This window comes from Bradyrhizobium sp. ORS 285 (assembly GCF_900176205.1).
Lineage (GTDB): Bacteria > Pseudomonadota > Alphaproteobacteria > Rhizobiales > Xanthobacteraceae > Bradyrhizobium.
This window is the reverse complement of record NZ_LT859959.1, coordinates 6,550,953-6,575,520: the sequence shown is the minus strand read 5'-3', so window position 1 is coordinate 6,575,520 and position 24,568 is coordinate 6,550,953. Positions and strand designations below refer to the sequence as shown.

The following is a 24,568-nucleotide window of genomic DNA, read 5'->3' as shown; positions in this document are numbered from 1 at the left end:
GTGCGGCATTTGCGCAAATCCGAGCGCGATCAGCTCGATCTGTTTCGCGCTCTGCCAGGGGATCTGGCAGCGCGCGACGCACAGGATCTGATGGCCTATCCGTTCTTCTCGCTCGCAAAGAGCAAGCGCGTTCTGCCGATCGACTTCCGCGCTGGGCCTGTCGCCATCAGGGTCGAGGCCGTCCCCGAACACGGCATGGCGACGATCTGGGATGCGGACGTTCTGATCTGGGCGGCGTCGCAGATCGTGGAGGCTCGCGACGCCGGATTGAAGACGTCACGCCTGATGGCCGCCACGCCGTATGAGATCCTGACATTCGTCGGCCGCGGCACCGGCGTCCGTGACTACGACCGTCTGAAGGCAGGACTTGATCGGCTGCAGTCGACGACCGTGCTCACTTCGATCCGTCAGCCGGCCGAGCGGCGGCGGCACCGCTTCTCCTGGATCAACGAGTGGAAGGAGACGGCGGATGCCCATGGCAGGCCGTCCGGATTGCAGTTGATCCTGCCGGACTGGTTCTATTCGGGCGTCATTGATGATGCGCTCGTGCTGACGATTGACCGGGCCTATTTCGCGCTAACGGGTGGGTTGGAGCGTTGGCTCTATCGCCTCGTGCGCAAGCATGGCGGCCATCAGCATGGCGGTTGGAGCTTCGATCTCGGCTATCTCCATGCCAAGTCCGGCAGCCTCTCGCCGTTGAAGCATTTCGCCTACGATCTTCGCGAAATTGTCCGCCGTCAGCGGTTGCCGGGCTATGAGCTCGTGCTGTCGCGCGATCCCAACGGTACCGAACGGCTGAGCTTCGCAGCCGTCGTCACAGACCCAGTCGCGCGGCGCTTCGCCAGGCACCGTCCCTCGAGCTCTGCGGGGGACAAGCTGTGAATTGTCTCGTGCTATCGGGGACCGGAGGACGCGTGCCATCGGGGACCGGATCGTCGTGCCATCGGGGACCGAAATTGCTCCTAAGCCTTTGGCCGGGCGGTTCCTTTTTGCCTTCTAACTTCCCTAACTGCAAAATCCTTCGGATTTTGTCTAACGGGCGCGCGCTTTCGGGCGCCAGTGCACGCTGGCTTCTCCTGCTGCCGACCGCGGAAGCCGCTCGAGCTGCCGCAGGCGTTCTCATGATCGGCCCGCAGCACCATCCAGATTTCGTCAACTTCAGAGTTTGCCAATGAGCGAGCTGACGCGTGTTCAATTGCTATGGCTGCAGGGAAAGATCGAGAACCGCATACGCTTTGGTCGAACCGTGCAGGAGCTCCGGCTCGACCAATATCGCCGGGAGGTGGCGTTCACGCCGGGAAGCGTCTTCGCATTCGTGCGTTGGTCGTCGAATGGTTTCGGTACGGCGCTGTCGCGGATCAACATTATGCAGGCGGTCGGCCCCGGAGAAGACTGCGCGACCGTGCCCTTCGTCGTTCCAGGAGCAGCGATCCTGCTGCAGGTGTTCGGCTGGCCGAAGGTCGAACGGGTGTTGCAGCAGATCGATGCGATCGAGGCTCTCGGCATCGATCCGGCTGATGTCGCACCTGATCATTGGCGGCACGTTCAGAACCGCATGGCCGCTGGCCAACCGCCGCGTCCCTACACGCACCTGCGGCATCGGGCCTGGCTGCACCGGCGGAGTGTCATGCCATGACGAGACGGCTTTCCAGTGTCTTCATCATTCTCGTGAGCGCGTCGCTGCTGATGGAAGCTGGACTCCCGCGGCCCCGTCCGCTGCTCATCTGGAATGCCTCCGGCAGTGTTGCCATTGGCCTCTATTGGATTCAGCCGGTCCGGCAATGGAGTATCAACGAGATCGTCGTTGTCCAGCCCCAGGACGTGCTGGCCGGATGGCTCGCGGATGAAGGCTACCTGCCCCGAGGTGTGCCGATGCTGAAGCACATTTCTGCTCTTCCCGGGCAAGCGGTGTGTCGACGCAACAACGTCATCCTTATCGATGATGTCGAGGCCGGCCTCGCGCAAGCAAGCGACAGACATCGACGGAAGCTGCCGGACTGGCAAGGTTGCCGCACCATCGGCAATGACGAGCTCTTTCTCATGAATAGGCAATCGGAGAGTTCGCTGGATGGAAGATATTTCGGTCCGACGGCGACGTCAGACGTCGTCGGGCGTGCCATTCCCCTGTGGACGAGGCAGCCGAGATGATGCAGGCGATCTGCGCACAACCTGCGAAGATAAACTCCGCTCCGATGAGCAGCGGCGGCGGCCAGAGACTGTTGTCATCGCGATTGCGACGCCAGGCTTTGCCTCTCAAAAGCTGCGGTAGCAGAACCGTTTTTGTCGCTGTCGCGCGGTGCGTTGCGTCATTTTTGATTTTGCTTGTCCATCGCCTGCTTTACGGCATCGGCTGCTTGGCCGCTGCATGCGAGCGGTCGGCGCGGGATGTCTGGCTGAGAGCTGAGACGAGGGGCGGAAGCCGGCAGCGATTTGCCCGGCTTCGACGGCAAGATAAAAGCGGCTCACCGGTTGATCAGCAAGCCATTGACATGGCTTGCGTTCAACCGTGCCGTTCGGTCGGAGCGCGTGCCGCGCTCATTGTCTTCGTCAGCAAGTTCAATGCTGTCTCCGGCACTTCAGCGTCAGTCTGTGCTGCGGGGCACCGCGCATGAGCACCAGCGAGCGCGAGTTCCGCATCCGCCCGGGCCGCATCCGTCAGGGCCGTGGAAGGAAGGCCAAGAGCTTCATCAGTCGCGTTCTGCGCGCCGCGAACGCTGCTGGGCATGTCAGCCCGCTGATGGCGATCGAAGGAGGTCGGACGGCTCGTGCCCATTCGACGTTCGGCCGCGGCAGGCTCAGCTTCAGTCGCGAGCGCCTCTTCGCCCCGGCCCGCCGTGTCACGGTGAAGGCCCGCATTGCAAGGCACAAGGGCCGAGCGTTTCGGTCAGCGCCGCTGGCGACGCATCTGACCTATCTCAAACGGGAAGGTGTCACCCGTGACGGCGAGCCGGCAAAGATGTTCGACGCGCGAGGTGATCTCGCCGATGAAGCAGCCTTTGAGGCGCGGAGCAGAGACGACAGGCATCATTTCCGGTTCATCGTCTCGCCAGAGGACGCAGTCGACATGGTGGACCTCCGGGCCTTCACGCGAGATCTGATGCGCCAGATGGAGGCCGATCTGTCGACGCGCCTCGAGTGGATCGCAGTCGATCATTGGAACACGGATCATCCGCATGTCCATGTGCTCGTTCGCGGCGTCGATCAGACAGGCGCTGATCTCGTGATTGCCCGCGACTATATCGGCCGAGGCCTGCGCTCCCGGGCCGAGGAGCTGGTCGCGCTCGAGCTTGGTCCAAAGCCGGAGCATGACATTCGCAACGTGCTCGAAAGGGAGATCACGGCGGACCGCTGGACACGCCTCGATCGTGAAATCCGCAGGGCGTCCGATGACGTGGGTGCGATCGATCTCCGTCAGCACGTGGCGGGTCGGCCCGATCCCGAGGTTCTCGGCCTGATGCGAGGGCGCTTGCAATATCTTGAGCGTCTGGGATTGGCCGCAGCAGTCGGGCCCAACGAGTGGATGGTCGAGCTCGGTGCAGAGCGAAAGCTCCGCGAGCTCGGCGCGCGCGATGACATCATCAGGACCATGCATCAGGCGTTCGCTCACGGTGGTGAGGAGCGGAGCGCTGCCGACTACGTCATCCATGGCTTTGACAGCTCATCACCGGTCGTGGGCCGGTTGGTCGCCCATGGACTCCATGACGAGCTGACAGGTGAAGCCTATGCGGTCATCGATGGCATGGACGGCCGCGCCCACCACGTCCGCTTCCGCGGGATCGAGGCCTTTGCGCAGGCGCCTCAGCCCGGCGGCATCGTCGAGATCAGGCGTTTTGGCGCACCGGACGAGGCGCAGCCGACCCTGGTTCTGGCGACGCGCTCGGATCTTGCTTTGGCAGATCAGATCAAGGCTGAGGGGGCAACCTGGCTCGATCATCGACTGGTCGAGCGAGAGCCTGCCTCTCCTGCGCTGAGCGGATTTGGCGCCGAAGTGAGGGGCGCGCTCCGCAGCCGGGCAGAGTATCTCGCGGACCGGGGGCTCGCGCAGAGGCATGGCGAGCAGATCGTCCCCCAACGCGATCTCCTCAAGACGCTGCGCCGGCAGGAGCTCGCATCTGTCGGGGCGCGACTGTCGGCGACGAACAAATTGCCGCAGCTGCCGGTCGCCGCCGGCGAACAGATTACGGGAACCTACCGTCAGCGGCTTGTCCTCGCCTCCGGCCGCTTCGCCATGATCGATAATGCTCTCGGCTTCTACCTCGTGCCGTGGTCCCGGGACATCGATCACCGGCTCGGTCAGAGGGTCACAGGTCTCGCCAAGACCGGTGGCATCGAATGGCAGCTTGGCCGCAAGCGCGACCTCGGTCTCTAGCCGTGGGAGGACACCATATGCCTGCGACCCGGATTCAATGGGCACAATTGCTCACCGTCTTGCTGATCAACCTGCTCGCGATCTGGTCGGCGACCGAGTGGACGGCCTGGCAGCTTGCTTTTCAACCGCGACTGGGAACGCCGTGGTTCGTGCTTGCCGGCTGGCCAGTTTACCTCCCACCGGTCTTCTTCTGGTGGTGGTTCATCTACGATGCCTACGCGCCCTCGATCTTCGCCCAAGGTGCGGCGATCGCGGTCAGTGGCAGTCTTGTGTCCATTGCGGTGGCGATCGGCATGTCGCTCTGGCGGTCGCGGGAGGCGAAGACCGCAGCCACCTACGGGTCCGCGCGCTGGGCCGAGCTGGGCGAGGTGCGCAAGGCGGGGCTGCTCGGTGAGGACGGCGTGGTCCTCGGACGATTGGGAGCGCACTACCTGCGCCATGACGGACCGGAGCATGTGCTCTGCTTTGCGCCGACCCGATCGGGCAAGGGCGTCGGTCTCGTTGTGCCTTCTCTTCTGACATGGCCGGGATCGGCCATCGTTCACGACATCAAGGGCGAGAACTGGCAGCTCACGGCAGGATTTCGCGCGCGGCATGGCCGCGTGCTGTTGTTCGACCCGACCAATCCGGATGCCGCAGCCTACAATCCATTGCTCGAGGTCAGGCGAGGGCCGTCCGAAGTGCGTGACGTCCAGAATGTCGCTGATGTGCTGGTCGATCCCGAGGGCTCGCTCGACAAGCGCAATCATTGGGAAAAGACCAGCCATTCCCTTCTGGTGGGTGCGATCCTGCACGTGCTCTATTCCGAGGCCGACAAGACCTTGGCCGGTGTTGCCGCGTTCCTCTCCGACCCGCGGCGTTCGATCGAGGCGACGCTGATGGCGATGATGGCGACGCCTCATCTGGGCGCCGCCGGGTCGCATCCGGTGGTGGCATCGACCGCGCGCGAGCTTCTGAACAAGTCGGAGAATGAGCGATCCGGGGTGCTATCAACTGCGATGTCGTTCCTCGGTCTGTACCGGGACCCGGTGATCGCTGCCGTCACCGGGAGAAGCGATTGGCGCATCGCCGATATAATTGCAGGGGCAGAGCCCGCGACGCTCTATCTCGTCGTCCCGCCGTCCGATATCTCGCGCACCAAGCCGCTCATTCGCCTCGTTCTGAACCAGATCGGCCGCCGCCTGACCGAGGACCTCAAGGCGAAGCAGCGCCACCATCGCTTGCTGATGATGCTTGACGAGTTTCCGGCGCTAGGCCGGCTCGACTTCTTCGAATCTGCTCTCGCCTTCATGGCCGGATACGGCATCAAGAGCTTCCTGATTGCGCAATCGCTCAATCAGATCGAGAAGGCGTATGGGCCGAACAACGCCATACTGGACAACTGCCACGTCCGCGTCAGCTTCGCAACCAATGACGAACGGACCGCCAAGCGCGTGTCCGACGCGCTCGGCACCGCAACCGAAATGCGAGACGTGAAGAATTATGCCGGGCATCGCATGGCGCCATGGTTGGGTCACCTCATGGTGTCGCGCCAGGAGACGCCGCGTCCGCTCCTGACGCCGGGCGAAGTGATGCAGTTGCCGGCGGCCGATGAGATCGTGATGGCTGCCGGTGCTCCACCGATTCTCGCCAGGAAGGCGCGCTATTTCGAGGATCAGAGACTTAGCTCTCGCATTCTGCCGCCGCCGGCCCCTGCCAGGACCAGGACGTCTGCAGGTTTTGATGACTGGTCATCGCTCGCGCCCATCATGCCCGTGCTCGCCGGATCCGAGCTCATGGTGCCAGCTGAAACGGGGAGCGAGCAGGCCAATGGCGGCTTGCGACGGGAGCCGGAGCTGCCGCAGCACCAGGCGATCGCGAGCGAAACCACGAGCCCGGATCCAGCGGACGAGTTTTCTGTCGTTTTCGATGACGATGATGGGATGCCGCAGCAGGCCCGCTCACGCGATGCGAGCACCACGGGGATTGCGCGCCAGGCTGCGCTCGACCCGGGTGATGACATGGGCTTATGAGGACAAACCAATGCGGGATCGAATGAACGTCTACTTCCCGCCGGAGCTGCTGCGGCAGATCGCAGAGCTCGCCGATCGCAGGAAGCTTTCGCGTTCGGCGATCGTCGAGGCGGCGGTTCAGTCGTTCCTGTCGCCCGACGCCGCCGATCGGCGCGAGGCCGCACTGACACGCCGGCTCGACAGGCTGTCGCGGCAGATGCAGCGGCTCGAGCGCGATGTCGGCATCCTTGCCGAGACCCATGCGCTGTTCGTTCGCTTCTGGCTGACCGTGACGCCTCCGCTGCCGTCCGAAGCGCAGGCCACTGCGCAGATCAAGGGACGCGAGCGGTTCGAAGGATTTGTCGAAGCGCTCGGCCGGCGACTGCAGAAGGGTCAGAGCTTCCTGCGCGAGATCCCTGAGGATTTCGTCAGGCCGCCGTCAAACGAGCCGGGCTCCTGACGCAGCTTCGATCGTGACCTATCCTCGCGCGTGGGCCGGCTTAGCATCTACGCCAGGGTTTCTTTTCTCACGCTAGGCTGCGAGCGATCGCATCTTGCGCGTGCCAGGCAAGGGGAGCTGACCTAATCGACGGACCAGATGAGGTCCGAACGATGAAGAACAAAGTCACTTTGCAGCTTTCCGCCGAGATTCTCGCCCGGCTCGCCGGCGCAGCCGAGGCAAGATGCGTGAACCGCGCGATCGTCGTAGAAAGGGCGCTTGAACAATTTCTGGCGCAGCCCCTGGACGGACCAATGCCGGCGCAAGATCGCCTGCAAGGCCTCGAGCAGCAGCTGCAGACGATTCGACGCGATATCGAGGTCCTCAATGAGACGGTCGCGCTTCATGCACGCTACCATTTGGCGGTAACGTCGCTGGCAGATCAGGAGAGCGCCGGTGAGGTCAGCGGTGACGATCGCAATTTCGATCAAGCGGGCCGGATTAGCGCGATCCAACGTCTGCAGCGCGACTTGTCGGAACGGCGGCGAGAGACGCGGCCTGATGGCGTTGCACGAACCGGTCAAGTGAGCCAGCCGATTTCGGCTCAACGTCGCCATGCCGAGCCCTCAATCGCCGAGGTGTCCTGGGGCGTGCCTGCCGCTGGGGAGGGCGGCGAGGATCCCTTTCGCCTTCCCCCTCATGCGACCCGCTGAGCGCGCCAGCGGGCGCGCGGGCCACGAAAGTTCGTTGTCGGTCACGTTCGGCCGCAAGGGCATCGAAGCTGGAAGCAAAGGCCACCGCGAGATCACGGGCTGGCGGCTCGCCGCTCTGGTGTTTCTGCCCTTCGCGCTGGGTTACTTTCTGTCCTACTTCTTTCGCACCATCAATGGACTCGTCTCGGCCCCTCTTGCTGCGGAGATCGGATTGAATGCCGCCGATCTTGGTCTGATCACGGCGGCTTATTTCCTGGTCCTTGCGGCTGCGCAGATCCCGGTCGGCATGATGCTCGACCGCTATGGTCCGCGCCGGGTTCAGAGCGCGCTTCTCGTCGTCGCAGCCCTGGGCGCGGAGGCCTTCGCAAGGTCCACGGGGCCGCTCTCTCTGTTGCTCTCACGCGCTCTGATCGGGCTCGGGGTAGCCGCGGCTCTGACCGCGGGCCTGAAGGCCATCGTTCTATGGTTTCCGCGCGAGCGGGTTGCGTTGGTCAACGGCTACATGGTCATGCTGGGCGCGCTTGGCGCAGTCAGCGCGACTCTGCCGGCGGAAGCGATCCTGGCGAAGACCGGATGGCGCGGCCTGTTCGAGATCCTGGCGATCATAACAGCCGGCGCTGCGGTCCTGATCTATTGGCTTGTGCCGGAGGGCGAAACGAAGGGCTCGCCGCCGCCGGCGGTGGGCGGCTTGCGGAGCATTCTTCGTGACGTCCGGTTCTGGCGGATCGCGCCGTTATCCGGAGCCTGCATCGGATCGGCGTGGTCGCTCCAAGGGCTATGGGCGTCCGCGTGGTTGGCCGATGTGGAGGGCATGACACGTGCCCAGGTCATGACGGCGCTTTGTCTGACGGCGCTCATGCTGAGCCTCGGTGCCTGGATGCTCGGCGCCCTGGCCAACTGGACACGGCGCAAGGGACTGAGCCCAGAGCATCTGCTGGCCATGGTTGCAGTGCTCTTCATGGCGGCTCAACTGGCGCTGGTATGGCGGCTGCCGGTACCGGCGATTGCGCCATGGCTGATCATCGCCATCGTCGGCGCTGCTACCGTTCTCAGCTTTGCGATCATTTCTGATTACTATCCGAAGGAATTGGCGGGCCGCGCCAATGGCGCACTGAATGTCGTACATTTTGGCTGGGGGTTCCTTGCCCAGTATGGGATCGGTGTGCTGCTGACGCAATGGCCGCAGTCCAACGGGCACTATCCTGTCATTGCCTATCAAGTCGCATTCGGAGTGAACCTTGCGCTCCAGGCGGCCGCCCTGATTTGGTTTGCCGCTCCGAGAGAACAGGGGCCGCGATCGTCGGATGTTCAGTCAGGGAGCGCGACGAAGATCGTCATGGCTGATCTCGTCGCAGCCCCAGGCGAGCGTCGGGCTCGTTCCCAGCAGCCGATCAGCCAGGCCAGGTGGTGAGGCCAGGCCGGTACGCTGCAGGTCACGATCGGCTTTGATCCAGCAGACGACATCTTCGCTCCTAGCTTTGAGAGAGCGATGCAGCGACCCCTATGGCGCGGGCCAAGCGAGTTGATGTGAGCCGCCGGACTGCTCCCTCCCGGCCGCGCAGCGCTCTGGCCTCTACGCTTTTCTTCGAAGGGCTACGCTCGAAGTGTTGTTGGCCTTGCCCCTGCAAGAGGTCTGCATCTTTGATCGCTCCAAGCGACGCAAACGATCGCGTTTCGATGATTGGAGATGATGGTGACGGGCTTCGTTCAGACACAGCGCATCGCTCGTGGCGCCCGCATGCTGCGGACAGCATTGGGACCTGCCATCGCGCGCCATCTCGACGACCAATCCGTCGTCGAGATCATGCTCAATCCAGATGGCAGGCTCTGGGTCGACCGGCTCGCGTCTGGCCTGGCCGATACCGGTGAGAGTCTTGCTGCTGGTGATGGCGAGCGCGTCGTCCGGCTGGTCGCGCATCATGTCGGGCTCGAGGTCCATGCCGGCTCTCCGCGCGTGTCGGCAGAGCTGCCGACGACGGGCGAACGTTTCGAAGGCCTGCTGCCGCCGCTCGTTGCGGCGCCGACATTTGCCATTCGCAAGCCGGCGATCGCGGTGTTCACTCTCGACGACTACGTGGCTGCTGGAATTGCAACCGCGGAACAGGCCGTCGCCTTGCGGCGAGCGGTTGCCAGCCGCTGCAACATTCTGGTGGCAGGCGGCACCTCGACCGGCAAGACAACGCTGGTCAATGCGTTGCTGGCTGAAGTCGCGAGAACCGGCGATCGCGTCGTGCTGATCGAAGATACCAGGGAGCTGCAATGCGCCTCGCCAAACCTGGTGGCGCTTCGGACAAAGCTGGGTGTGGCATCACTCTCTGATCTGGTGCGCACCGCGCTCAGGCTGCGCCCGGATCGTATTCCGATCGGCGAGGTCCGCGGCCCCGAGGCGCTCGATCTCGTCAAGGCCTGGGGCACGGGCCATCCGGGCGGCATCGGCACCATTCACGCTGGCTCGGCAATCGGCGCTCTGCGCCGGCTGGAGCAGCTGATTCAGGAAGCCGTGGTCACCGTCCCCAAAGCTCTCATTGCCGAGACGATCAATATGATCGCCGTCCTTACTGGACGCGGCTCGCAGCGGCGGCTTGGTGAGCTCGTGCGCGTCGATGGGCTCTCAGCCAGCGGAGATTACAGGCTCGTTCCCGTAGGAGATCAGCAGTGAAGGCGCGACTGTCTCGTTCGTCGATTGCCATGATGGCGATTGTTGCAACCTCCGTGCTTGCGGCGGCGCCAGTACATGCGGCGGGCTCGAACATGCCTTGGGAGCAGCCGCTCAACAAGATCCTGCTTTCTGTCGAGGGGCCGGTCGCCAAGATCATTGCGGTGATCATCATCATCACGACGGGTCTGTCATTGGGTTTCGGCGAAACCTCGGGCGGCTTCCGGCGGCTGATCCAGATCGTGTTTGGTCTGTCCATCGCCTTTGCGGCCTCGAGCTTCTTCCTGTCGTTCTTCTCCTTCGGTGGCGGCGTGGTGATCTGATGAATGATGAAATCAAGGGCTTCAGCGCGCCCGTCCACCGCTCGCTGACCGAGCCCATTTTGATCGGGGGCGCTCCGCGGTCGGTCGCCATTCTCAACGGCACCTTGTCAGCGGCGCTCGGTCTCGGTTTGCGGCTCTGGTTCTTCGGCCTGCTGCTCTGGTTCGTCTGCCACATGCTCGCAGTCTGGGCGACACGGCGCGATCCCTCCTTCATCGAGGTCGTGCGCCGTCACCTGCGGATCCCCAATCATCTCAGCCAGTGAGGCGCCCATGTTCAATTTGGCCGAATACCGCCGTACCAATATCCGGCTTGCGGACTTCCTGCCCTGGGCCGCGCTGGTGGACGAGGGCGTCGTCCTCAACAAGGATGGCTCGCTGCAGCGGACGGCGCGCTTTCGCGGACCTGACCTGGAGAGCTCGGTCGCATCCGAGCTTACGGCAGTCGCTGCCCGTCTCAATAATGCATTGCGGCGCTTAGGCTCGGGCTGGGCGATCTTCGTCGAGGCGCAGCGGCATTCGACTGGAGCCTACCCGGTTTGCATGTTTCCGGATAAAGCGTCCGCGCTGGTCGATGCCGAGCGCAAGGCACAGTTCGAGGAGCAGGCGGCGCACTACGAGTCGAGCTATTATCTCACGTTTCTATACCTGCCGCCCCGCGAAGACGTCGCCCGTTCCGAACGCGTGCTCTATGAAGGCTTGTCGCAGCCGGACCACGCCCGCGGACGCCACATTCTGCGAAGCTTTGTCGATCGCACTGACCGCGTCCTGCAGCTCGTCAGCGGTTTCATGCCGGAGTGCGGCTGGCTGGGCGACGACGCCGTGCTGAGCTACCTGCATTCGACCATCTCGACCAAGCGCCAGCGGGTGCGCGTCCCTGAAATCCCCATGCATCTGGATGGGCTGCTCGCCGATCAGCCGCTGACCTGCGGCTTGGCGCCGATGCTGGGGGCGGTCCACCTGCGTGTGCTCACCATTATCGGCTTTCCCTCCGCAACCACGCCAGGCCTGCTTGACGAATTGAACGCTCTTGCATTCGCCTACCGCTGGTCGACGCGCGCCATCATGCTCGACAAGCAGGATGCCGTGAAGCTCGTGACACGGATCCGGCGGCAGTGGTTCGCCAAGCGCAAGTCTCTGGGAACGATCCTGAAGGAGGTCGTGACAAACGAGGCGGCGAGCCTCGTCGACAGTGACGCCCACAACAAGGCCGTCGACGCCGATGCAGCGCTGCAGGACCTCGGCTCCGACGAGATTGGCCAAGCCTATGTCACGGCGACGGTCACGGTGTGGGATGCTGATCCGGCGCAGGCTGACGAGAAGCTGCGCCAAATTGAGAAGGTGATCCAGGGGCGCGATTTCACCTGCATGGCGGAGACCGTCAATGCGGTCGAGGCCTGGCTCGGCAGCCTTCCGGGACATGTCTACGCCAATGTCCGGCAGCCGCCGCTATCGACGCTCAACCTTGTTCATCTCGTTCCGTTGTCGGCAGTGTGGGCGGGCGAAGTGCGCGACCACCATTTGAGGGCGCCGGTGCTGCTGTTCGGCCGCACCGAAGGCGCGACCCCGTTCCGATTTTCGCTTCACGTCGGCGATGTCGGTCACACGCTGGTGGTCGGACCGACCGGAGCCGGCAAGTCGGTGCTGTTGGCGTTAATGGCTCTGCAGTTCCGTCGCTATCCGAATGCACAGATCTTCGCGTTCGATTTCGGCGGCTCGCTGCGGGCCGCGGCGCTCGCCATGGAGGGCGACTGGCATGATCTCGGCGGAACGCTGTCAGCTGAAGACGAGAGCTCGGTCACGCTGCAGCCGCTGGCTGGAATACCTGATGTGATGGAGCGTGCCTGGGCGGCCGACTGGATCGCTGGCCTGCTCGCGCGCGAGAAGATCGTGGTGACACCCGACGCCAAGGAGCATCTCTGGTCGGCGCTGACCTCGTTGTCCTCAGCGCCTGTGGCTGAGCGCACCCTGACCGGCCTGTCGGTGTTGCTGCAGTCGAACAGCTTGAAACGTGCCCTCAAGCCGTATTGCCTCGATGGCGCTCACGGACGACTGCTGGATGCCGACCATGAGCTCGTGGGCGATCGGTCGGTCCAGGTGTTCGAGACCGAGGGGCTGATCGGCACCGCTGCGGCTCCTGCCGTCCTCGCTTATCTCTTTCACCAGATCGCACAGAGGCTCGACGGCCGCCCGACACTTCTGATCATCGACGAAGGGTGGCTGGCGCTGGATGATACCGATTTCGCAGGCCAGCTCAGGGAGTGGTTGAAGACGCTGCGCAAGAAGAACGCCTCCGTCGTCTTCGCGACGCAGTCGCTCTCCGACATCGACGGCTCGCCGATCGCACCCGCGATCATCGAGAGCTGTCCGACACGCATCCTGCTGCCGAATGAGCGCGCGCTCGAGCCGCAGATCAGCGGCATCTATCGTCGCTTCGGCCTCAATGATCGTCAGATCGAGCTCGTCAGCCGTGCGGTGCCCAAGCGCGACTATTACTGCCAGTCCCGCCGGGGCAACCGCATGTTCGAGCTTGGTCTCGGCGAGGTCGCGCTCGCCTTTGCTACTGTGTCGTCCAAAGCCGATCAGGCCGCGATCTCGGAGGTTCTCAAGTCCGCCGGCCGGCCGGGCTTTGCGGCAGCGTGGTTGCGGCACCGCAAGCTCGGCTGGGCCGCCGACCTCATTCCGCGGCTGGAAAATGTGGAGATGGAGCGATGATGTCTGCCAGGCGATGGGCAGCGTCGATGGCGCTGCTGATCCTGACTTCGGCGGCTCCGGTGCGGGCTCAGCTCGTCGTCTTCGATCCCAACAACTATGCTCAGAACGTACTGACCGCCGCGCGCGAGCTGCAGCAGATCAACAATCAGATCCTGGCCCTGCAAAACCAAGCCCAGATGCTGATCAATCAGTCGCGCAACCTCGTCCAACTGCCGTATTCGTCACTGATCCAGCTGCAGCAATCGATCCAGCGGACCCAGGATCTGCTGAAGCAGGCCCAGCGCCTGGCCTACGACGTGCAGCAGATCGAGCAGGCGTTCAAGACGATCTACGCGCCGGCAGCTGCTGGCGCCAGCGCCGCCGACCTTGTCAGCAATGCCCGGACCCGCTGGCAGACCTCGGTGGCTGCGCTGGAGGATGCGCTCAAGCTGCAGGCAGGGGTCGTCGGTAATCTCGACACCGTCAAGGGCCAGTCCGCGGCGCTGATAGCTGCGAGCCAAGGGGCCGCCGGCGCGTTGGCCGTCACGCAAGCCGGCAACCAGATCCTGGCGATGCAGGCGCAGCAGCTCGCGGATCTGACGGCCGTCGTGGCCGCCCAGGGACGGGCGCAGGGCCTCTCGATGGCCGAGCGCGCAGCCGCCCAGGATCAGGCACGCGAACAGCTCCGCCGCTTCTTGACGCAGAGTCAGATGGACCAGCCCTCCAACGTACGAATGTTTCACTGATGATGACGAGTGTTCCGGATCGAACTGGCGGAACCCTTGCTGCGGCTATGCGACGACTGATCGCCGAGAGGGCCCGATGACAGGAACGGGGATCATCGATCAGTTCCTAGAGACCTTTACCCGGACCATCGACAGTGGCTTCGGTCTTCTTGGCGGTGAGGTCGGATATCTCGCAACCACGCTCGTCGCCATCGATGTGACGCTGGCCGCGCTGTTCTGGGCGTTTGGCGGCGAAGACGATGTCGTCGCCCGGCTGGTCAAGAAGACGCTGTTTGTCGGCGTATTTGCCTACCTGATCGGCAACTGGAACAGCCTCGCCCGTGTGGTCTTCGAGAGCTTCGCAGCACTCGGCCTGAAGGCCTCCGGCTCCGCGTTGTCGGCGGCGGACTTCTTGCGGCCGGGCAGAATCGCGCAAGTGGGGCTCGATACAGGGCGGCCACTGCTCCAGGCGATTTCCGGCCTCCTGGGCTATGTGAGCTTCTTCGAAAACTTCCTGCAGATTGCGGTCCTGCTGTTTGCGTGGGTGGTTGTGCTCCTCGCCTTCTTCATTCTGGCCATCCAGCTCTTCGTCACGCTCATCGAGTTCAAGCTCACGACGCTTGCCGGATTTGTTCTCATCCCGTTTGCTCTGTTCGGCAAGACCGCCTTCGCAGCGGAACGTGTGCTCGGCAACGTCATCTCCTCCGGTGTGAAGGTCTTGCTGCTTGCCCTGATCTCAGGAACCGGCTCGACCCTGTTTGGTGAATTGACGCAGGTGACAGGCGGCGATCCTCCGACGGTTGAGAGTGCGATGGCCCTAGTCCTTGCAGCCCTGTCGCTGCTTGGCCTCGGGTTGTTCGGGCCCGGGATCGCCAATGGGCTTGTCAGTGGTGGACCGCAGCTGGGAGCAGGGAGCGCGGTGGGGACGTCGCTCGCCGCGGGGGGGCTCGTCGTGGCCGGCGCCGGCATGGCCGCTGGCGGAGCGGGGCTCGCAGGTGGAGTGATCTCTGGCGCAGGCCGCGCCGTAGCGCCGCTGGGGGCTGTGGCGTCCGGCGCAGGCCGCGTCAGTGGTGCCAGTGCCGAGGCAACTGGAGCGAACGCAAGTCCCCTGCGCCAGAAGGTGCCAGTCGATGCCGGCGGCGCGGACCGGCAGGGCCAGATGGACAGCTCGGTGGCCCGCTCTCCAATGTGGGCGCGGCGCATGAGGGCTGCGCACGCCGTCCAACAGGGGGCATCCGCCACGGCACAAGCCCTTCGCCAAGCCGAGCGCGGCGGTCAGGGAAGCGCGATCGATCTCTCCGAGGAGAATTCCTGACATGTTCAAACGATCATCCGTTCATTACGGCCATACGCCCGAGCCGGTGACGCCCTATCAGAAGGCAGCCCAGGTGTGGGATGAGCGCATCGGCGCTGCACGCGTTCAGGCCAAGAACTGGCGGTTGATGGCGTTCGGTTGCCTCACCCTCGCCGCAGGCTTCGCAGGCGCGCTGATCTGGCAGTCGACCCGCGGCACGGTGACGCCCTGGGTCGTCGAGGTCGGCCATCTCGGCGAGGTCCAGCGGGTGGCGCCTGCGGTCGCCGACTACATGCCGACCGATCCGCAGGTCGCCTTCCATCTCGCGCGGTTCGTCGAGGATGTGAGAGGTCTGCCGGCCGATGGCATCGTACTACGCCAGAATTGGCTGCGCGCCTACGACTTCACCACCGATCGCGGCGCGGCTGCCCTGAATGATTATGCCCGCTCCAATGATCCTTTTACCAAGCTCGGGAAGGTCCAGGTCTCGGTCGAGGTCTCCAGTGTGATCCGCGCCTCGCCGGACAGCTTCCGGATCGCCTGGATCGAGCGTCGCTACGAGAACGGTGCCTCGGTTGCGACCGAACGCTGGAGCGCGATCCTCACCATCGTGCTGGCCATGCCGGACGATGCTGACCGCCTGCGCAAGAACCCGCTGGGTGTCTACGTCCACGCCATCAACTGGTCGAAGGAGCTGTCGCAATGAGCAAGCCAACGATCCGGGTGCCTGCAGGGACAAGGATGATTGCAGCCGCCATTCTGGTTCTGCTCTGCGGCTGCACCACGACCCGTCCGCCGAAGATCAGCTATGACAGTGAAGCACCATCATTGCCGGCGCCGCCTGCCGTCCTTGATGGAAAGGCTCCGCCGCTTCATCTTCCGCCGCCCTGGAAGGTGTCCCTTGGTGGCAAGGCGGGTGCCCAGGAAGACGCGGAGCCGCTCGACCGCGTCGAGACGGCCAACAGCGCGGCGCGGGTCGAGCCGCGCAAGAAGGGCTACTTCAACGCGACGCAGATCTACGCCTATAGTCCTGGCGCGCTTTATCAGGTCTATGCGGCGCCCGGGCAGATCACCGACATCATGCTCGAGGAGGGTGAACAGCTCGCGGCATCGGGACCAGTGTCCGCCGGTGACACCGTGCGCTGGGTCATAGGTGATACCGAGAGCGGTACGGGCGAGCGCCGCCGCGTCCACATCCTGGTCAAGCCGACGCGTGCCGCAATCGAGACCAATCTCGTCGTCAACACCGACCGGCGGACCTATCTGCTCGAGCTTCGCGCCAGGGAGAAGCCTTATATGCCGGCCGTGGGCTGGTACTATCCGCAGAATGCCGAGACAAGAGCGCGCCAGCTCGTCTTGAGGCCGGAGCTGCCCAATCCGGCGCTGCGGCGGTTTCGCTATCGCATCGAGGGTGACGATCCGCCATGGAAGCCTGTCAACGCCTATGATGACGGTCGCAAGGTCTATATCGAGTTTGCCCCTGGAATTGTGCAGGGTGAATTACCGCCTTTGTTCATCATCGGGAGCGATGGCGCGCCGGAGATCGTCAACTACCGTGCCTTACGCAACACCATGATCGTCGATCGGCTGTTTGCCGCGGCCGAGTTGCGCCTCGGTGGCGATCAGCAGCGCACGGTCAGGATCGTCAGGACCGACGGAGCCTCTCTGTGACTGGCGAGGACGTCAAACCCGCACCCTCACAGCCGGCGTTTGCGGCCGACAAAACGGAACAACGCACCAAGGCCATGCGCCTGAACGGCGATCTCCCACCGGTGACGCGATTGTCGCGCAACGTCCTGGCCGGTGGGAGTGCCGTGGCGCTCCTGTTGATTGGCGGCGCAGTCGCCTGGACATTCCAGACCAGCAGGACAGGCAAATCGGGCTCGGCCGAGCTCTACAGCACGAATCATCACGACATTGCAGACGGGATTTCGGCGCTGCCCCGTGACTACGCCAATCTTCCCAGGAACGTTCCGGTGATTGGGCCGCCGCTGCCCGGCGATCTCGGCAAGCCGATTGTCGCTGCGCAGGGCGAGGCACCTACGGCGGCTCCTGATCAGGAACAGCTCCGCCATGAGCAGGAGCGGGATGCTGCGCGGGTGAGCCGCCTGTTTGCGACCATCAATGCTCACGATGCCAATGGCGCGGCAAGCGCGGCTCACGCCGGCGAACGGACAGGCGCGGTGTCCAGTCCCGACGACGCGTTCACCCAGAATGGTCAGGAGCGCAAGCTCGCTTTTGTCAATGCTCCCATCGATCGCCGCACCACAAGTCCCGACCGTATCGGGCGGGCCGCATCACCCTATGTGGTCCAGGCCGGGGCTGTGATTGCGGGCGCTCTGATCACGGGTATTCGCTCCGACCTGCCGGGCCAGATCACGGCGCAGGTCACCGAGAACGTGTTCGATTCCCCGTCAGGCCGCTTCCTGCTTGTCCCGCAGGGAGCGCGGTTGATTGGGATCTACGACAGCCAGGTGACGGCCGGCCAATCGCGCGTCCTGCTGGTCTGGACCAGGCTGATCATGCCGAATGGCCGTTCAATCGTTCTGGAGCGGCAGCAGGGCGCCGACGCTGCGGGCTATTCAGGTCTCTCAGACGAGGTCGACAATCATGTCAGGCAGCTGGTCGGCGCAGCGCTGCTGTCGACGCTGCTCTCGATGGGAAGCGAGGTCAACGCCGGCGCCAATCAGAACACGAGCAACGCGGGCATCATCCAGGCGCTGCGCCAGGGCTTCGGCAATGCCATGAGCCGCACAGGTCAAGAGCTGGTCGGTCAGCAGATGAACATCCAGCCCACTTTGACGGTGAGGCCGGGCTTCCCGATCCGCGTCATCGTCAATCGTGACCTCGTGCTCGAGCCGTATCAGGGGTAGTCATGGCAAAGCTGAAGATCTCGGAACTTCCCGACGAGAAGCCGGTCAAAATCACGCTGGAGCTGTCTGCAAGCGTGTTTCGCGATCTGCAGGCCTACGCGGCGGCTGTTGGCCGCCATTCAGACCAGCCGGCAAACGATCTCGGTCGTCTAGCCTCCGCAATGGTGGCCCGTTTCATGGCGACCGATCGAGCGTTTGCCAAGTCGAAGCGGATACCAGTCCCCAAGATCAAATGACGCGGAGCGTGCTGCACGTCGGCCTGCTCGGCGAAGCAGAGTGGAACGGCCGGCGCTCAGCCTCGCAAGTGACTTGTGTCCGTTGAGGAGCAGCAAGCCTCAACTCTGAGCTGCGTCGGCGGCGCGATCAGGGCTCCAAAAAGAATGCGTTTCCCGGTCAACGGTTGAAGCTTGTGCACGTGACCGGGACATGGTTGTTTTGGCTCCACTGTTTCTATGGATTGCTGTTGCCGCGGTATGAAATATCGGGAAATCCGTGAGATCTCCGTCTCCGAAATCGGGCTGGGCTGTTCCGGGTTTGGGGAAACCGGCAGTTTGATGAGCGTGACGCGATCAAAATCGTTCATGAGGCGGTCGAGCTCGGAATCAACCATTTCGATACAGGCCACAATTACTGTGACTATAATGCCGAGCCACGTCTTGGTCGGGCCTTAGCAGATATCCTGCGGCGCACAGACCGGTCGAAGATCGTTGTATCCACAAAGGCGGGCACCCTCCGCCGCAAGCCTCTGCTATCGCTCCGGGATGTCAAAACGCAAGATCATTAGCCCTGACTACATTGAACAAGCGTGCGCGAAGAGCATTCAGAACCTTGGCGTTGACTACATCGATATCTTCTATCTCCACAGCTTTCCGCCAGCTTCCATTACAGACGAGCTGCTGACCAGACTACAAGGGATGCGCCAACGCGGTATGTTCCGCCTCCTGGGGATCAATACGCATTCCGAAGCAAACATGAGATATATTGCCGATCTTGACGGCATCTTTGATGTTGCGCTCATTGATCTCAACGTCGCTCAGCTCGATCGGCTGCCGGTGCTCGACTATCTTCACAAGGCCGGCGTTGCCGTCATCGCCGGTACTGTTCTGGCCCAGGGTCATCTCAGCGGAGGGAAGATCGGCCGGCCCCGCAACAAGGCCGATCTTTGGTACTTGGCCCGTTCTCTGCTGAACAGAGATGCGAGGCGCCTTGCGAAGGCGGCCAGGCACCTCCGACCTGCCCTCGCTGGTATCGACGAAATGTCGGCGGCTCAGGCCGCTATCTCATATGTCTTGGGTCTGAGACAGGTGTCGTCCTGCATCTTCGGGACGACAAGGCTCGCCAATCTCCGGGAGATCGCCGCAGCACCCGACACACGGCTGTCCGCAGAGCAGACGCGCTTGATACATTCGGCGTTCGCAGGGCAGAGAGCTTCTTAGAGTCCACGTCCAGCATGGCGAGGCTGGCGAAGAACCGACGCTTTGATGGCCAACGATGACGGACGTGCTGCATCGTCTGCAGAGATGCTCGATCGAGCTTCGATCCAAGCTCAATCGAGCTGCTGGCGGGGCGGGCGGCGCATGGCAGGATTGTCGAAGGTTCGGGATCGTGCTCACCGAACTCCCGCGAGGCCTTCCAAGTCCGGGCTGTACGCCAGCTCTTCGGCGGGCGCCAATAGGGCGTCCTCCGCCAGGCGCGGGGACAGTGCGGGTGAGACAGGCCCAGCAGGAGAAGGACTCGCGTTCAGCGCGCTTGGGATGCCTGTATGCCGGCGGACCGACTCCAGGATTGCCGCTGATACGCCGATATAGGCTGCCCCGATGTCATGCCCTTCCAACCGCAGCTTCGTGCCCAGTGGTCTCACGGGGCAGCCATGGGCGGCGATGACATTCTTGAAGATCCAGCTGGGCATGACACCAAGATAACATGAGATGCCGTTTGCCAGGCCGAATTCCTGGCAGCCCTGGATGAGCTGCCCGATCACTTCGCGACGTTTGCCGGCGCTCAGCGCACGATCGCAACCGAATCGAGATGCTTCCCAGATGGCGTCCGAATGCGGCAGCGAGCCGTCAACCAGGTCTGGCCACAAGGATCTGACCATGTAGGGGCGTGTCGTCGGGATCAGCCGTGCAGTCCCCAGCGCCTGATCGTGATCGTCGACGACCAGAATATAGGTGGCTGCCGGTGTGTCGAACTGATCATATTCGATGCCCTGATAATGAGGCACGGACCACCTCTGGCGCTCGACGAACATCCGGTAGCGCAGCCGGTGATGTGAAATCCACGCTTCGCCATGTCGATGGACGGTGTCCCACCTGATTGAAACGGTACGCATGAGCATCTTCCAATGTGTCTCGTGACAGGAAGATGCAGACTAATGGGCACAGCTCCGCCGAGGGAGCTACCGAGTCGAGTAGCTCCCTCACCTATCGAGGGCTGTTGTGCCATCGCTCTCTCGGGAGATGACGTCTGTCAGACCGCGCCCCAATATCACCTATAATTAGACGCAATTCTGAGTTGTGCTGCTGGGCAGTTGTTGGCTTTTGCAAGGCTAGTCCTGGCCATACTGAACGGCTCGCGTGACATAAGCGCGCTGCTGGGTTGCAGGTGCTGCGTGCGGAAAGAATGCGGTGGACGTGCATGATCCGCTCGAAGTTTGTACCAGCGAGCTGATGCTTGCCGAGAGGAGTGCCGAAGAACGCCTATCTGGCAGGCACTTTTACTGCGCGATGTGGTCGACCGGATCGGCAAGATCGACCGGCGGCCGATTTCTGAGAAGGGCAACGCTGGTGGCATCACGGCTTCTGACAGATTAAGCGATTGTGATCGTCAATTGCACGACGGAGCGTATGATGGTACGGTCTACCTCAGGTTGGGTTGAAGTTTGGACAAGCAAGTGCCCGCTTCTCGCCTCAGTCGAGGCCGACGAAGGGGCTGGGACGGACCGTCGGCAACCGGGGCGTTGAGACGGATTCGTTTTCACGATCATATCTGGGCGGAGCGTGCGCAGCTTTGTCTGCCGTGAGGTAGCAATGGACCTCTTCAGCTTCATCGATTGTGCAAACCGCACACAGTCGTTGGCCGACCTGTTCGATCTGCTCGTCGGTTCTGCGGCCGATGAGGGGTTCGGTCAAGTAGCGTATGGCGCGTTGAACTACGAAGAGACGGTACGTCTGCCAGACCATCCGATGCCGGCCATCGCACTTAACTTCCCGCTCGACTGGCGTAACCATTATTTCGAGCACAAGTATCATGAGATCGACCCGGTCATCAGGCGAACGGCGTCGCACAGCAAGCCATTCATGTGGGATCAACTGCTCGAGCGGCGTCAGCTGCACGACGGTGAGCGATTGGTCCTTCTCGAGAGCCGCGAAGCCGGCCTCAAGCACGGCGTGAGCGTGCCGCTGTTTGGGCCGTCCGGGCGCATCTCCGTTCTATCCTTTGCCTCCCGCTTCGACGACGCCGACCCGGTCCGGCAGTTGAAGCATCTTCACGCACTGGCGTGTCAGTTCCATGTTGCCTTTGGCGAGCTTGCCCAGCCAGCGATGGGCAAGACGGCGATCAAGCTTTCGCCGCGCGAACGCGAATGTCTGGCGTGGACGGCGGAGGGCAAGTCCTCCTGGGACATCGGAATCATTCTCAAGATCAGCGAAAACACGATCAACTTCCACATCAAGAAGGCGACGAGAAAGCTTGGCACGAACAGCCGGACGGTCGCCGTCGTCAGGGCGATACGGCTTGGTTTGATCGAGGTCTCCGGACTATCCGGCCCAACTTCGCCGGTGTGGACGGATAGGACGCCGACTGGAGCCAGTGCCGGTCAGCCGCCCCAATCTGATCTTGCGAGCACCCATAACGAGTAAGAATAGGTTTCCTTGATTTCGGACTTTGACAGAGGGGGAGGACTCTTCCAGCCTGACGGGTGGGGTAACGGGCGAGGCACCGGATGAAGTCCATCTCTATGAAATATGTCTGTGTACTGGCATTCTGCATCGCCGCCATGGTGAGTGCGACCGGTGGTGTGTGCGCGGGGGAAGTGGTGCCTGGGGCCACCCTGCAAATCGGTGCTGGAGGATCAGACATCACCACGCTCGATCCGCATCGTGCGACGACCAGCACCGACAAGCCCCTGATCGGCTTGATGTTCAACGGCCTGGTCCGGTTCAAGCCCGGGAGCGCAGACCCTAAGGATCTCGAGCCCGATCTCGCCGAGCGCTGGGAAACCTCCGCAGACGGCCGAGTCTGGACCTTCTTCATTCGAAAGGGCGTCAAGTTCCATGGCGACTGGGGCAGCCTCACCGCAGATGATGTCGTCTACTCGCTCACGCGTGCCGCAGACCCCAACCGCTCGAGCTTCGCTGCAGACTTCGCGGCAATGGACAGCATCGAGAAGGTCGACGAGGCGACGATCCGCATCACGCTGAAATATCCGGATCCGAATTTCCTCGGCCGCTTGTCGAATTATCACGGCGGAAACATCCTCTGCAAACGAGCAGTCGAGGAGCTCGGCGGCAAGTTTGCCTCCAACCCGGTCGGTACAGGTCCGTTTGCGTTTGCGGAGCACGAGACTCAGCGGCATGTAAAGCTGGTTGCAAACGAGGGCTATTTCCGCGGCCGCCCGCAGATCAGCACTATCATGTACCGTACGATCCCCTCCGACAGCGCTCGCGAGCTCGCCTTTTCGTCCGGAGAGCTCGACGTCATTCAAGGCCGTCGCGAGCAGCGCTGGGTCGATACGACCCGGCAGCGCAGCAACATGGTCGTTGATGTCTTCCGTCCCGGAGAGTTTCGGACGCTTCACATCAACAGCAGCATTCCGCCGCTCGACGACATCAGGGTCCGGCAGGCAATCGCCGCTGCGGTCAATCTCGACGACCTTGTGCAGTTTGTCGGCAAGAGCGTCAGCCTGAAAGGTTGCTCGGTGGTTCCCCCAGGCTATATCGGAGAGGACTGTTCGTCCGGGCCTTATGCTTACGATCCGGTCAAGGCCAAGGCGCTCTTGGCCGACGCTGGCTACGCGAATGGCCTGACGCTCAAGGTCGTGGTGTCCAACATCTCGGCTATCCTGCCGACAATGGAAATCATTCAGCGCCAGCTCGCGAAGGTGGGGATCAAGCTCGATATGAGCGTAGTCGATCACGCGACCTATCAGAGCCAGATCCGCGGCAATGCCAGCGCTCTGGTGTTCTATGGCGCGGCCAGATTTCCGGTCGCCGATACGTATCTGACCGAGTTTTATCACTCGAGCTCAAGTATTGGAAAGCCGACGGCCGTTGCCAATTTCTCGCATTGCGAGGTTGCGGATGCAGAGATCCAGGCGGCGCGGGTGGAAGGCAGCGTGGAGCGGCAGCAGGAGCTGTGGAAGGAGGCTCAGCGCAAGGTCCATGAGGCCGTCTGTTCTGTTCCGCTGTTTGAGCTTCAGCAGGTCTGGGGCCACAGCAAGCGCGTCAACTATGGCTATGAGCTCAAAGGAGCCATGAATCTCGCGCCGCCGATCACCGAAGAGACAACGCTTATGCCGCGCTGAGGGACTCCTGAGAAAGCCGTGCAGCCGTCGTGCGTGCTTGCTGGAGGAAGGCATCGACTAGGCTTGCATTGCGGCTATCGCGCATGCGGCAGAGCTGGAAATCATAAGACAAAGCGGGCTCAAAGCGTCTGATGGCCAAGCGGTCCTGAAGCCCGCTGAACATCAAAGGGTGCACCAGCGAGACGCCCAGGCCTGCGGCCACGAATTCGCAAAGTGTCGGTGACACATTGGCCACGAGCACGGTGTTGGGGCGGACGTTGTAGGCGTCGAACATCGTTGCGATGCACTGACCAGCCTGGCTCTCAGGATCGAAGGACACGAAGGGAATGTTGTCGAGATCGTCCGGCTCGACAACGTTCTTCATCGCCAGGGGATGATCCGTCGGCATGATGCAGACCAGCGGGTGCTGCGTCAGCGGCTCGGCGATCACGTAGGGGTTGTCGATCCGTGAGCTGACAAGGCCGACATCGAGCTTGCGTGTCACCAGCCAGTCCACAATCCATTCCGAGCTGCGTGATTTGACCGAGCAGAACACGTTGGGATGCTGCCGTAGAAATCCCATCGTCGCCTGCTGGATGAATGCGCGCGACAAGGCCGGCATGACGCCGACGAGAAGCTGCCCCTGCTCTTCGCGGCGGATCGCCTCGACGGCATTCTCCACCTGGCGAACGCCTGAAAAGATCCGATCGATCTCCTTGTAAAGCCGCATGCCACGCTGTGTCGGAGCTAGGCGGCCTTTGACCCGATCGAACAGGCTGAGTCCGGTATCCTCTTCGAGATGGGCGATCAGCTTGCTCATCGCGGGCTGGGAGATGTTGAGGATCAAAGCGGCTCGGCTGATCGAGCCGCTCTCGATCACCGCTTTGAACGCCTCAACCTGTCTGAGATTGATCTGACGAGCCATCCCATAACCCTGAAGAATACAGCCAGAGATTTTCGACTTTGACCAAATATCCCTTTTTGTCGTCTT

General features: G+C 62.7%; 24 protein-coding genes. 22 read left to right on the top strand and 2 right to left on the bottom strand.

What is annotated here, in order from left to right; translation table 11 throughout:
* The 20 genes from BRAD285_RS29385 to BRAD285_RS29295 all read left to right on the top strand — a co-directional run bounded on the left by BRAD285_RS29385 (position 1) and on the right by BRAD285_RS29295 (position 19,510).
* Entirely contained in the window at positions 1-882 is an 882-nt protein-coding gene (locus BRAD285_RS29385; protein WP_006610011.1) for a replication initiator protein A, read from the top strand.
* Between the two features lie 289 nt (positions 883-1,171).
* Positions 1,172-1,636, top strand: coding sequence for a DUF2840 domain-containing protein (locus BRAD285_RS29380; protein WP_006610012.1), 465 nt, complete (start codon positions 1,172-1,174; stop codon positions 1,634-1,636).
* Entirely contained in the window at positions 1,633-2,148 is a 516-nt protein-coding gene (locus BRAD285_RS29375) for a S26 family signal peptidase (RefSeq protein WP_006610013.1), read from the top strand. Before BRAD285_RS29380 ends, BRAD285_RS29375 begins: the two co-directional genes overlap by 4 nt.
* A gap of 460 nt (positions 2,149-2,608) precedes the next feature.
* The gene (locus BRAD285_RS29370; RefSeq protein WP_006610014.1) at positions 2,609-4,369 is read left to right on the top strand and encodes a DUF3363 domain-containing protein; all 1,761 of its coding nucleotides are present in this window, start codon (positions 2,609-2,611) and stop codon (positions 4,367-4,369) included.
* A gap of 17 nt (positions 4,370-4,386) precedes the next feature.
* Positions 4,387-6,381, top strand: a complete 1,995-nt coding sequence (locus BRAD285_RS29365; RefSeq protein WP_006610015.1) for a conjugal transfer protein TraG — start codon at positions 4,387-4,389, stop codon at positions 6,379-6,381.
* 10 nt (positions 6,382-6,391) lie between these two features.
* Positions 6,392-6,820, top strand: a complete 429-nt coding sequence (locus tag BRAD285_RS29360; RefSeq protein WP_006610016.1) for a CopG family transcriptional regulator — start codon at positions 6,392-6,394, stop codon at positions 6,818-6,820.
* A gap of 152 nt (positions 6,821-6,972) precedes the next feature.
* Positions 6,973-7,512, top strand: coding sequence for a CopG family transcriptional regulator (locus BRAD285_RS29355; protein ID WP_006610017.1), 540 nt, complete (start codon positions 6,973-6,975; stop codon positions 7,510-7,512).
* Positions 7,499-8,923 carry an MFS transporter gene (locus BRAD285_RS29350; RefSeq protein ID WP_006610018.1) on the top strand — a complete coding sequence of 475 codons (1,425 nt, stop codon included), beginning with the start codon at positions 7,499-7,501 and terminating at the stop codon, positions 8,921-8,923. Before BRAD285_RS29355 ends, BRAD285_RS29350 begins: the two co-directional genes overlap by 14 nt.
* A gap of 279 nt (positions 8,924-9,202) precedes the next feature.
* A complete protein-coding gene (gene trbB / locus BRAD285_RS29345) occupies positions 9,203-10,171 on the top strand; it encodes a P-type conjugative transfer ATPase TrbB (protein WP_035644875.1) in 969 nt (322 codons plus the stop codon).
* Positions 10,172-10,203: 32 nt separating this feature from the next.
* Positions 10,204-10,491 carry a TrbC/VirB2 family protein gene (locus BRAD285_RS29340; protein ID WP_371507330.1) on the top strand — a complete coding sequence of 96 codons (288 nt, stop codon included), beginning with the start codon at positions 10,204-10,206 and terminating at the stop codon, positions 10,489-10,491.
* The gene (locus BRAD285_RS29335) at positions 10,491-10,754 is read left to right on the top strand and encodes a VirB3 family type IV secretion system protein (RefSeq protein ID WP_006610021.1); all 264 of its coding nucleotides are present in this window, start codon (positions 10,491-10,493) and stop codon (positions 10,752-10,754) included. The genes BRAD285_RS29340 and BRAD285_RS29335 overlap by 1 nt, the downstream gene beginning before the upstream one ends.
* 7 nt (positions 10,755-10,761) lie before the next feature.
* Positions 10,762-13,203, top strand: a complete 2,442-nt coding sequence (gene trbE / locus BRAD285_RS29330) for a conjugal transfer protein TrbE (RefSeq protein ID WP_006610022.1) — start codon at positions 10,762-10,764, stop codon at positions 13,201-13,203.
* Between the two features lie 26 nt (positions 13,204-13,229).
* Entirely contained in the window at positions 13,230-13,928 is a 699-nt protein-coding gene (trbJ, locus tag BRAD285_RS29325; RefSeq protein ID WP_035644846.1) for a P-type conjugative transfer protein TrbJ, read from the top strand.
* A 76-nt stretch (positions 13,929-14,004) separates the two neighbouring features.
* Positions 14,005-15,222, top strand: a complete 1,218-nt coding sequence (gene trbL, locus BRAD285_RS29320; RefSeq protein ID WP_006610024.1) for a P-type conjugative transfer protein TrbL — start codon at positions 14,005-14,007, stop codon at positions 15,220-15,222.
* Between the two features lies 1 nt (position 15,223).
* Positions 15,224-15,907: a conjugal transfer protein TrbF gene (gene trbF, locus BRAD285_RS29315; protein WP_006610025.1), complete on the top strand. Its 684-nt coding sequence runs from the start codon at positions 15,224-15,226 to the stop codon at positions 15,905-15,907.
* Positions 15,904-16,872: a P-type conjugative transfer protein TrbG gene (trbG, locus tag BRAD285_RS29310; protein ID WP_006610026.1), complete on the top strand. Its 969-nt coding sequence runs from the start codon at positions 15,904-15,906 to the stop codon at positions 16,870-16,872. Before trbF ends, trbG begins: the two co-directional genes overlap by 4 nt.
* A complete protein-coding gene (locus BRAD285_RS29305; protein WP_006610027.1) occupies positions 16,869-18,074 on the top strand; it encodes a TrbI/VirB10 family protein in 1,206 nt (401 codons plus the stop codon). The genes trbG and BRAD285_RS29305 overlap by 4 nt, the downstream gene beginning before the upstream one ends.
* 2 nt (positions 18,075-18,076) lie before the next feature.
* A complete protein-coding gene (locus tag BRAD285_RS29300; protein ID WP_006610028.1) occupies positions 18,077-18,310 on the top strand; it encodes a DUF2274 domain-containing protein in 234 nt (77 codons plus the stop codon).
* A gap of 287 nt (positions 18,311-18,597) precedes the next feature.
* Entirely contained in the window at positions 18,598-18,858 is a 261-nt protein-coding gene (locus BRAD285_RS36545; RefSeq protein ID WP_371507733.1) for an aldo/keto reductase, read from the top strand.
* Positions 18,836-19,510 (top strand): aldo/keto reductase, encoded by a 675-nt coding sequence (locus tag BRAD285_RS29295; protein ID WP_256387654.1) that lies wholly within the window; start codon positions 18,836-18,838, stop codon positions 19,508-19,510. The genes BRAD285_RS36545 and BRAD285_RS29295 overlap by 23 nt, the downstream gene beginning before the upstream one ends.
* Before the next feature lie 173 nt (positions 19,511-19,683).
* Here BRAD285_RS29295 and BRAD285_RS29290 read toward each other — a convergent pair whose 3' ends face one another.
* Complete coding sequence (locus BRAD285_RS29290) at positions 19,684-20,406, bottom strand: acyl-homoserine-lactone synthase (protein ID WP_006610030.1); 723 nt, start codon at positions 20,404-20,406, stop codon at positions 19,684-19,686.
* A 697-nt stretch (positions 20,407-21,103) separates the two neighbouring features.
* Here BRAD285_RS29290 and BRAD285_RS29285 point away from each other — a divergent pair.
* Both BRAD285_RS29285 and BRAD285_RS29280 read left to right on the top strand, forming a co-directional pair.
* Positions 21,104-21,934, top strand: a complete 831-nt coding sequence (locus BRAD285_RS29285; RefSeq protein ID WP_050886749.1) for a LuxR family transcriptional regulator — start codon at positions 21,104-21,106, stop codon at positions 21,932-21,934.
* An 83-nt stretch (positions 21,935-22,017) separates the two neighbouring features.
* Positions 22,018-23,598 (top strand): ABC transporter substrate-binding protein, encoded by a 1,581-nt coding sequence (locus tag BRAD285_RS29280; RefSeq protein ID WP_006610032.1) that lies wholly within the window; start codon positions 22,018-22,020, stop codon positions 23,596-23,598.
* Here the strand turns inward: BRAD285_RS29280 and BRAD285_RS29275 are convergent.
* The gene (locus BRAD285_RS29275; protein ID WP_006610033.1) at positions 23,585-24,502 is read right to left on the bottom strand and encodes a LysR substrate-binding domain-containing protein; all 918 of its coding nucleotides are present in this window, start codon (positions 24,500-24,502) and stop codon (positions 23,585-23,587) included. The two genes, BRAD285_RS29280 and BRAD285_RS29275, sit on opposite strands and share 14 nt — an antisense overlap.
* Positions 24,503-24,568 lie beyond the last annotated feature (66 nt).

What these genes read in the sequence shown, in the direction of transcription:
- BRAD285_RS29380 (WP_006610012.1), top strand. Translation starts at nt 1,172, where the DNA reads ATGAGCGAGCTGACGCGTGTTCAATTGCTATGGCTGCAGGGAAAGATC.
- BRAD285_RS29375 (WP_006610013.1), top strand. Translation starts at nt 1,633, where the DNA reads ATGACGAGACGGCTTTCCAGTGTCTTCATCATTCTCGTGAGCGCGTCG.
- BRAD285_RS29370 (WP_006610014.1), top strand. Translation starts at nt 2,609, where the DNA reads ATGAGCACCAGCGAGCGCGAGTTCCGCATCCGCCCGGGCCGCATCCGT.
- BRAD285_RS29365 (WP_006610015.1), top strand. Translation starts at nt 4,387, where the DNA reads ATGCCTGCGACCCGGATTCAATGGGCACAATTGCTCACCGTCTTGCTG.
- BRAD285_RS29360 (WP_006610016.1), top strand. Translation starts at nt 6,392, where the DNA reads ATGCGGGATCGAATGAACGTCTACTTCCCGCCGGAGCTGCTGCGGCAG.
- BRAD285_RS29355 (WP_006610017.1), top strand. Translation starts at nt 6,973, where the DNA reads ATGAAGAACAAAGTCACTTTGCAGCTTTCCGCCGAGATTCTCGCCCGG.
- BRAD285_RS29350 (WP_006610018.1), top strand. Translation starts at nt 7,499, where the DNA reads ATGCGACCCGCTGAGCGCGCCAGCGGGCGCGCGGGCCACGAAAGTTCG.
- trbB (WP_035644875.1), top strand. Translation starts at nt 9,203, where the DNA reads ATGGTGACGGGCTTCGTTCAGACACAGCGCATCGCTCGTGGCGCCCGC.
- BRAD285_RS29340 (WP_371507330.1), top strand. Translation starts at nt 10,204, where the DNA reads ATGGCGATTGTTGCAACCTCCGTGCTTGCGGCGGCGCCAGTACATGCG.
- BRAD285_RS29335 (WP_006610021.1), top strand. Translation starts at nt 10,491, where the DNA reads ATGAATGATGAAATCAAGGGCTTCAGCGCGCCCGTCCACCGCTCGCTG.
- trbE (WP_006610022.1), top strand. Translation starts at nt 10,762, where the DNA reads ATGTTCAATTTGGCCGAATACCGCCGTACCAATATCCGGCTTGCGGAC.
- trbJ (WP_035644846.1), top strand. Translation starts at nt 13,230, where the DNA reads ATGGCGCTGCTGATCCTGACTTCGGCGGCTCCGGTGCGGGCTCAGCTC.
- trbL (WP_006610024.1), top strand. Translation starts at nt 14,005, where the DNA reads ATGACAGGAACGGGGATCATCGATCAGTTCCTAGAGACCTTTACCCGG.
- trbF (WP_006610025.1), top strand. Translation starts at nt 15,224, where the DNA reads ATGTTCAAACGATCATCCGTTCATTACGGCCATACGCCCGAGCCGGTG.
- trbG (WP_006610026.1), top strand. Translation starts at nt 15,904, where the DNA reads ATGAGCAAGCCAACGATCCGGGTGCCTGCAGGGACAAGGATGATTGCA.
- BRAD285_RS29300 (WP_006610028.1), top strand. Translation starts at nt 18,077, where the DNA reads ATGGCAAAGCTGAAGATCTCGGAACTTCCCGACGAGAAGCCGGTCAAA.
- BRAD285_RS29295 (WP_256387654.1), top strand. Translation starts at nt 18,836, where the DNA reads ATGTCAAAACGCAAGATCATTAGCCCTGACTACATTGAACAAGCGTGC.
- BRAD285_RS29290 (WP_006610030.1), bottom strand. Translation starts at nt 20,406, where the DNA reads ATGCGTACCGTTTCAATCAGGTGGGACACCGTCCATCGACATGGCGAA.
- BRAD285_RS29285 (WP_050886749.1), top strand. Translation starts at nt 21,104, where the DNA reads ATGGACCTCTTCAGCTTCATCGATTGTGCAAACCGCACACAGTCGTTG.
- BRAD285_RS29280 (WP_006610032.1), top strand. Translation starts at nt 22,018, where the DNA reads ATGAAGTCCATCTCTATGAAATATGTCTGTGTACTGGCATTCTGCATC.
- BRAD285_RS29275 (WP_006610033.1), bottom strand. Translation starts at nt 24,502, where the DNA reads ATGGCTCGTCAGATCAATCTCAGACAGGTTGAGGCGTTCAAAGCGGTG.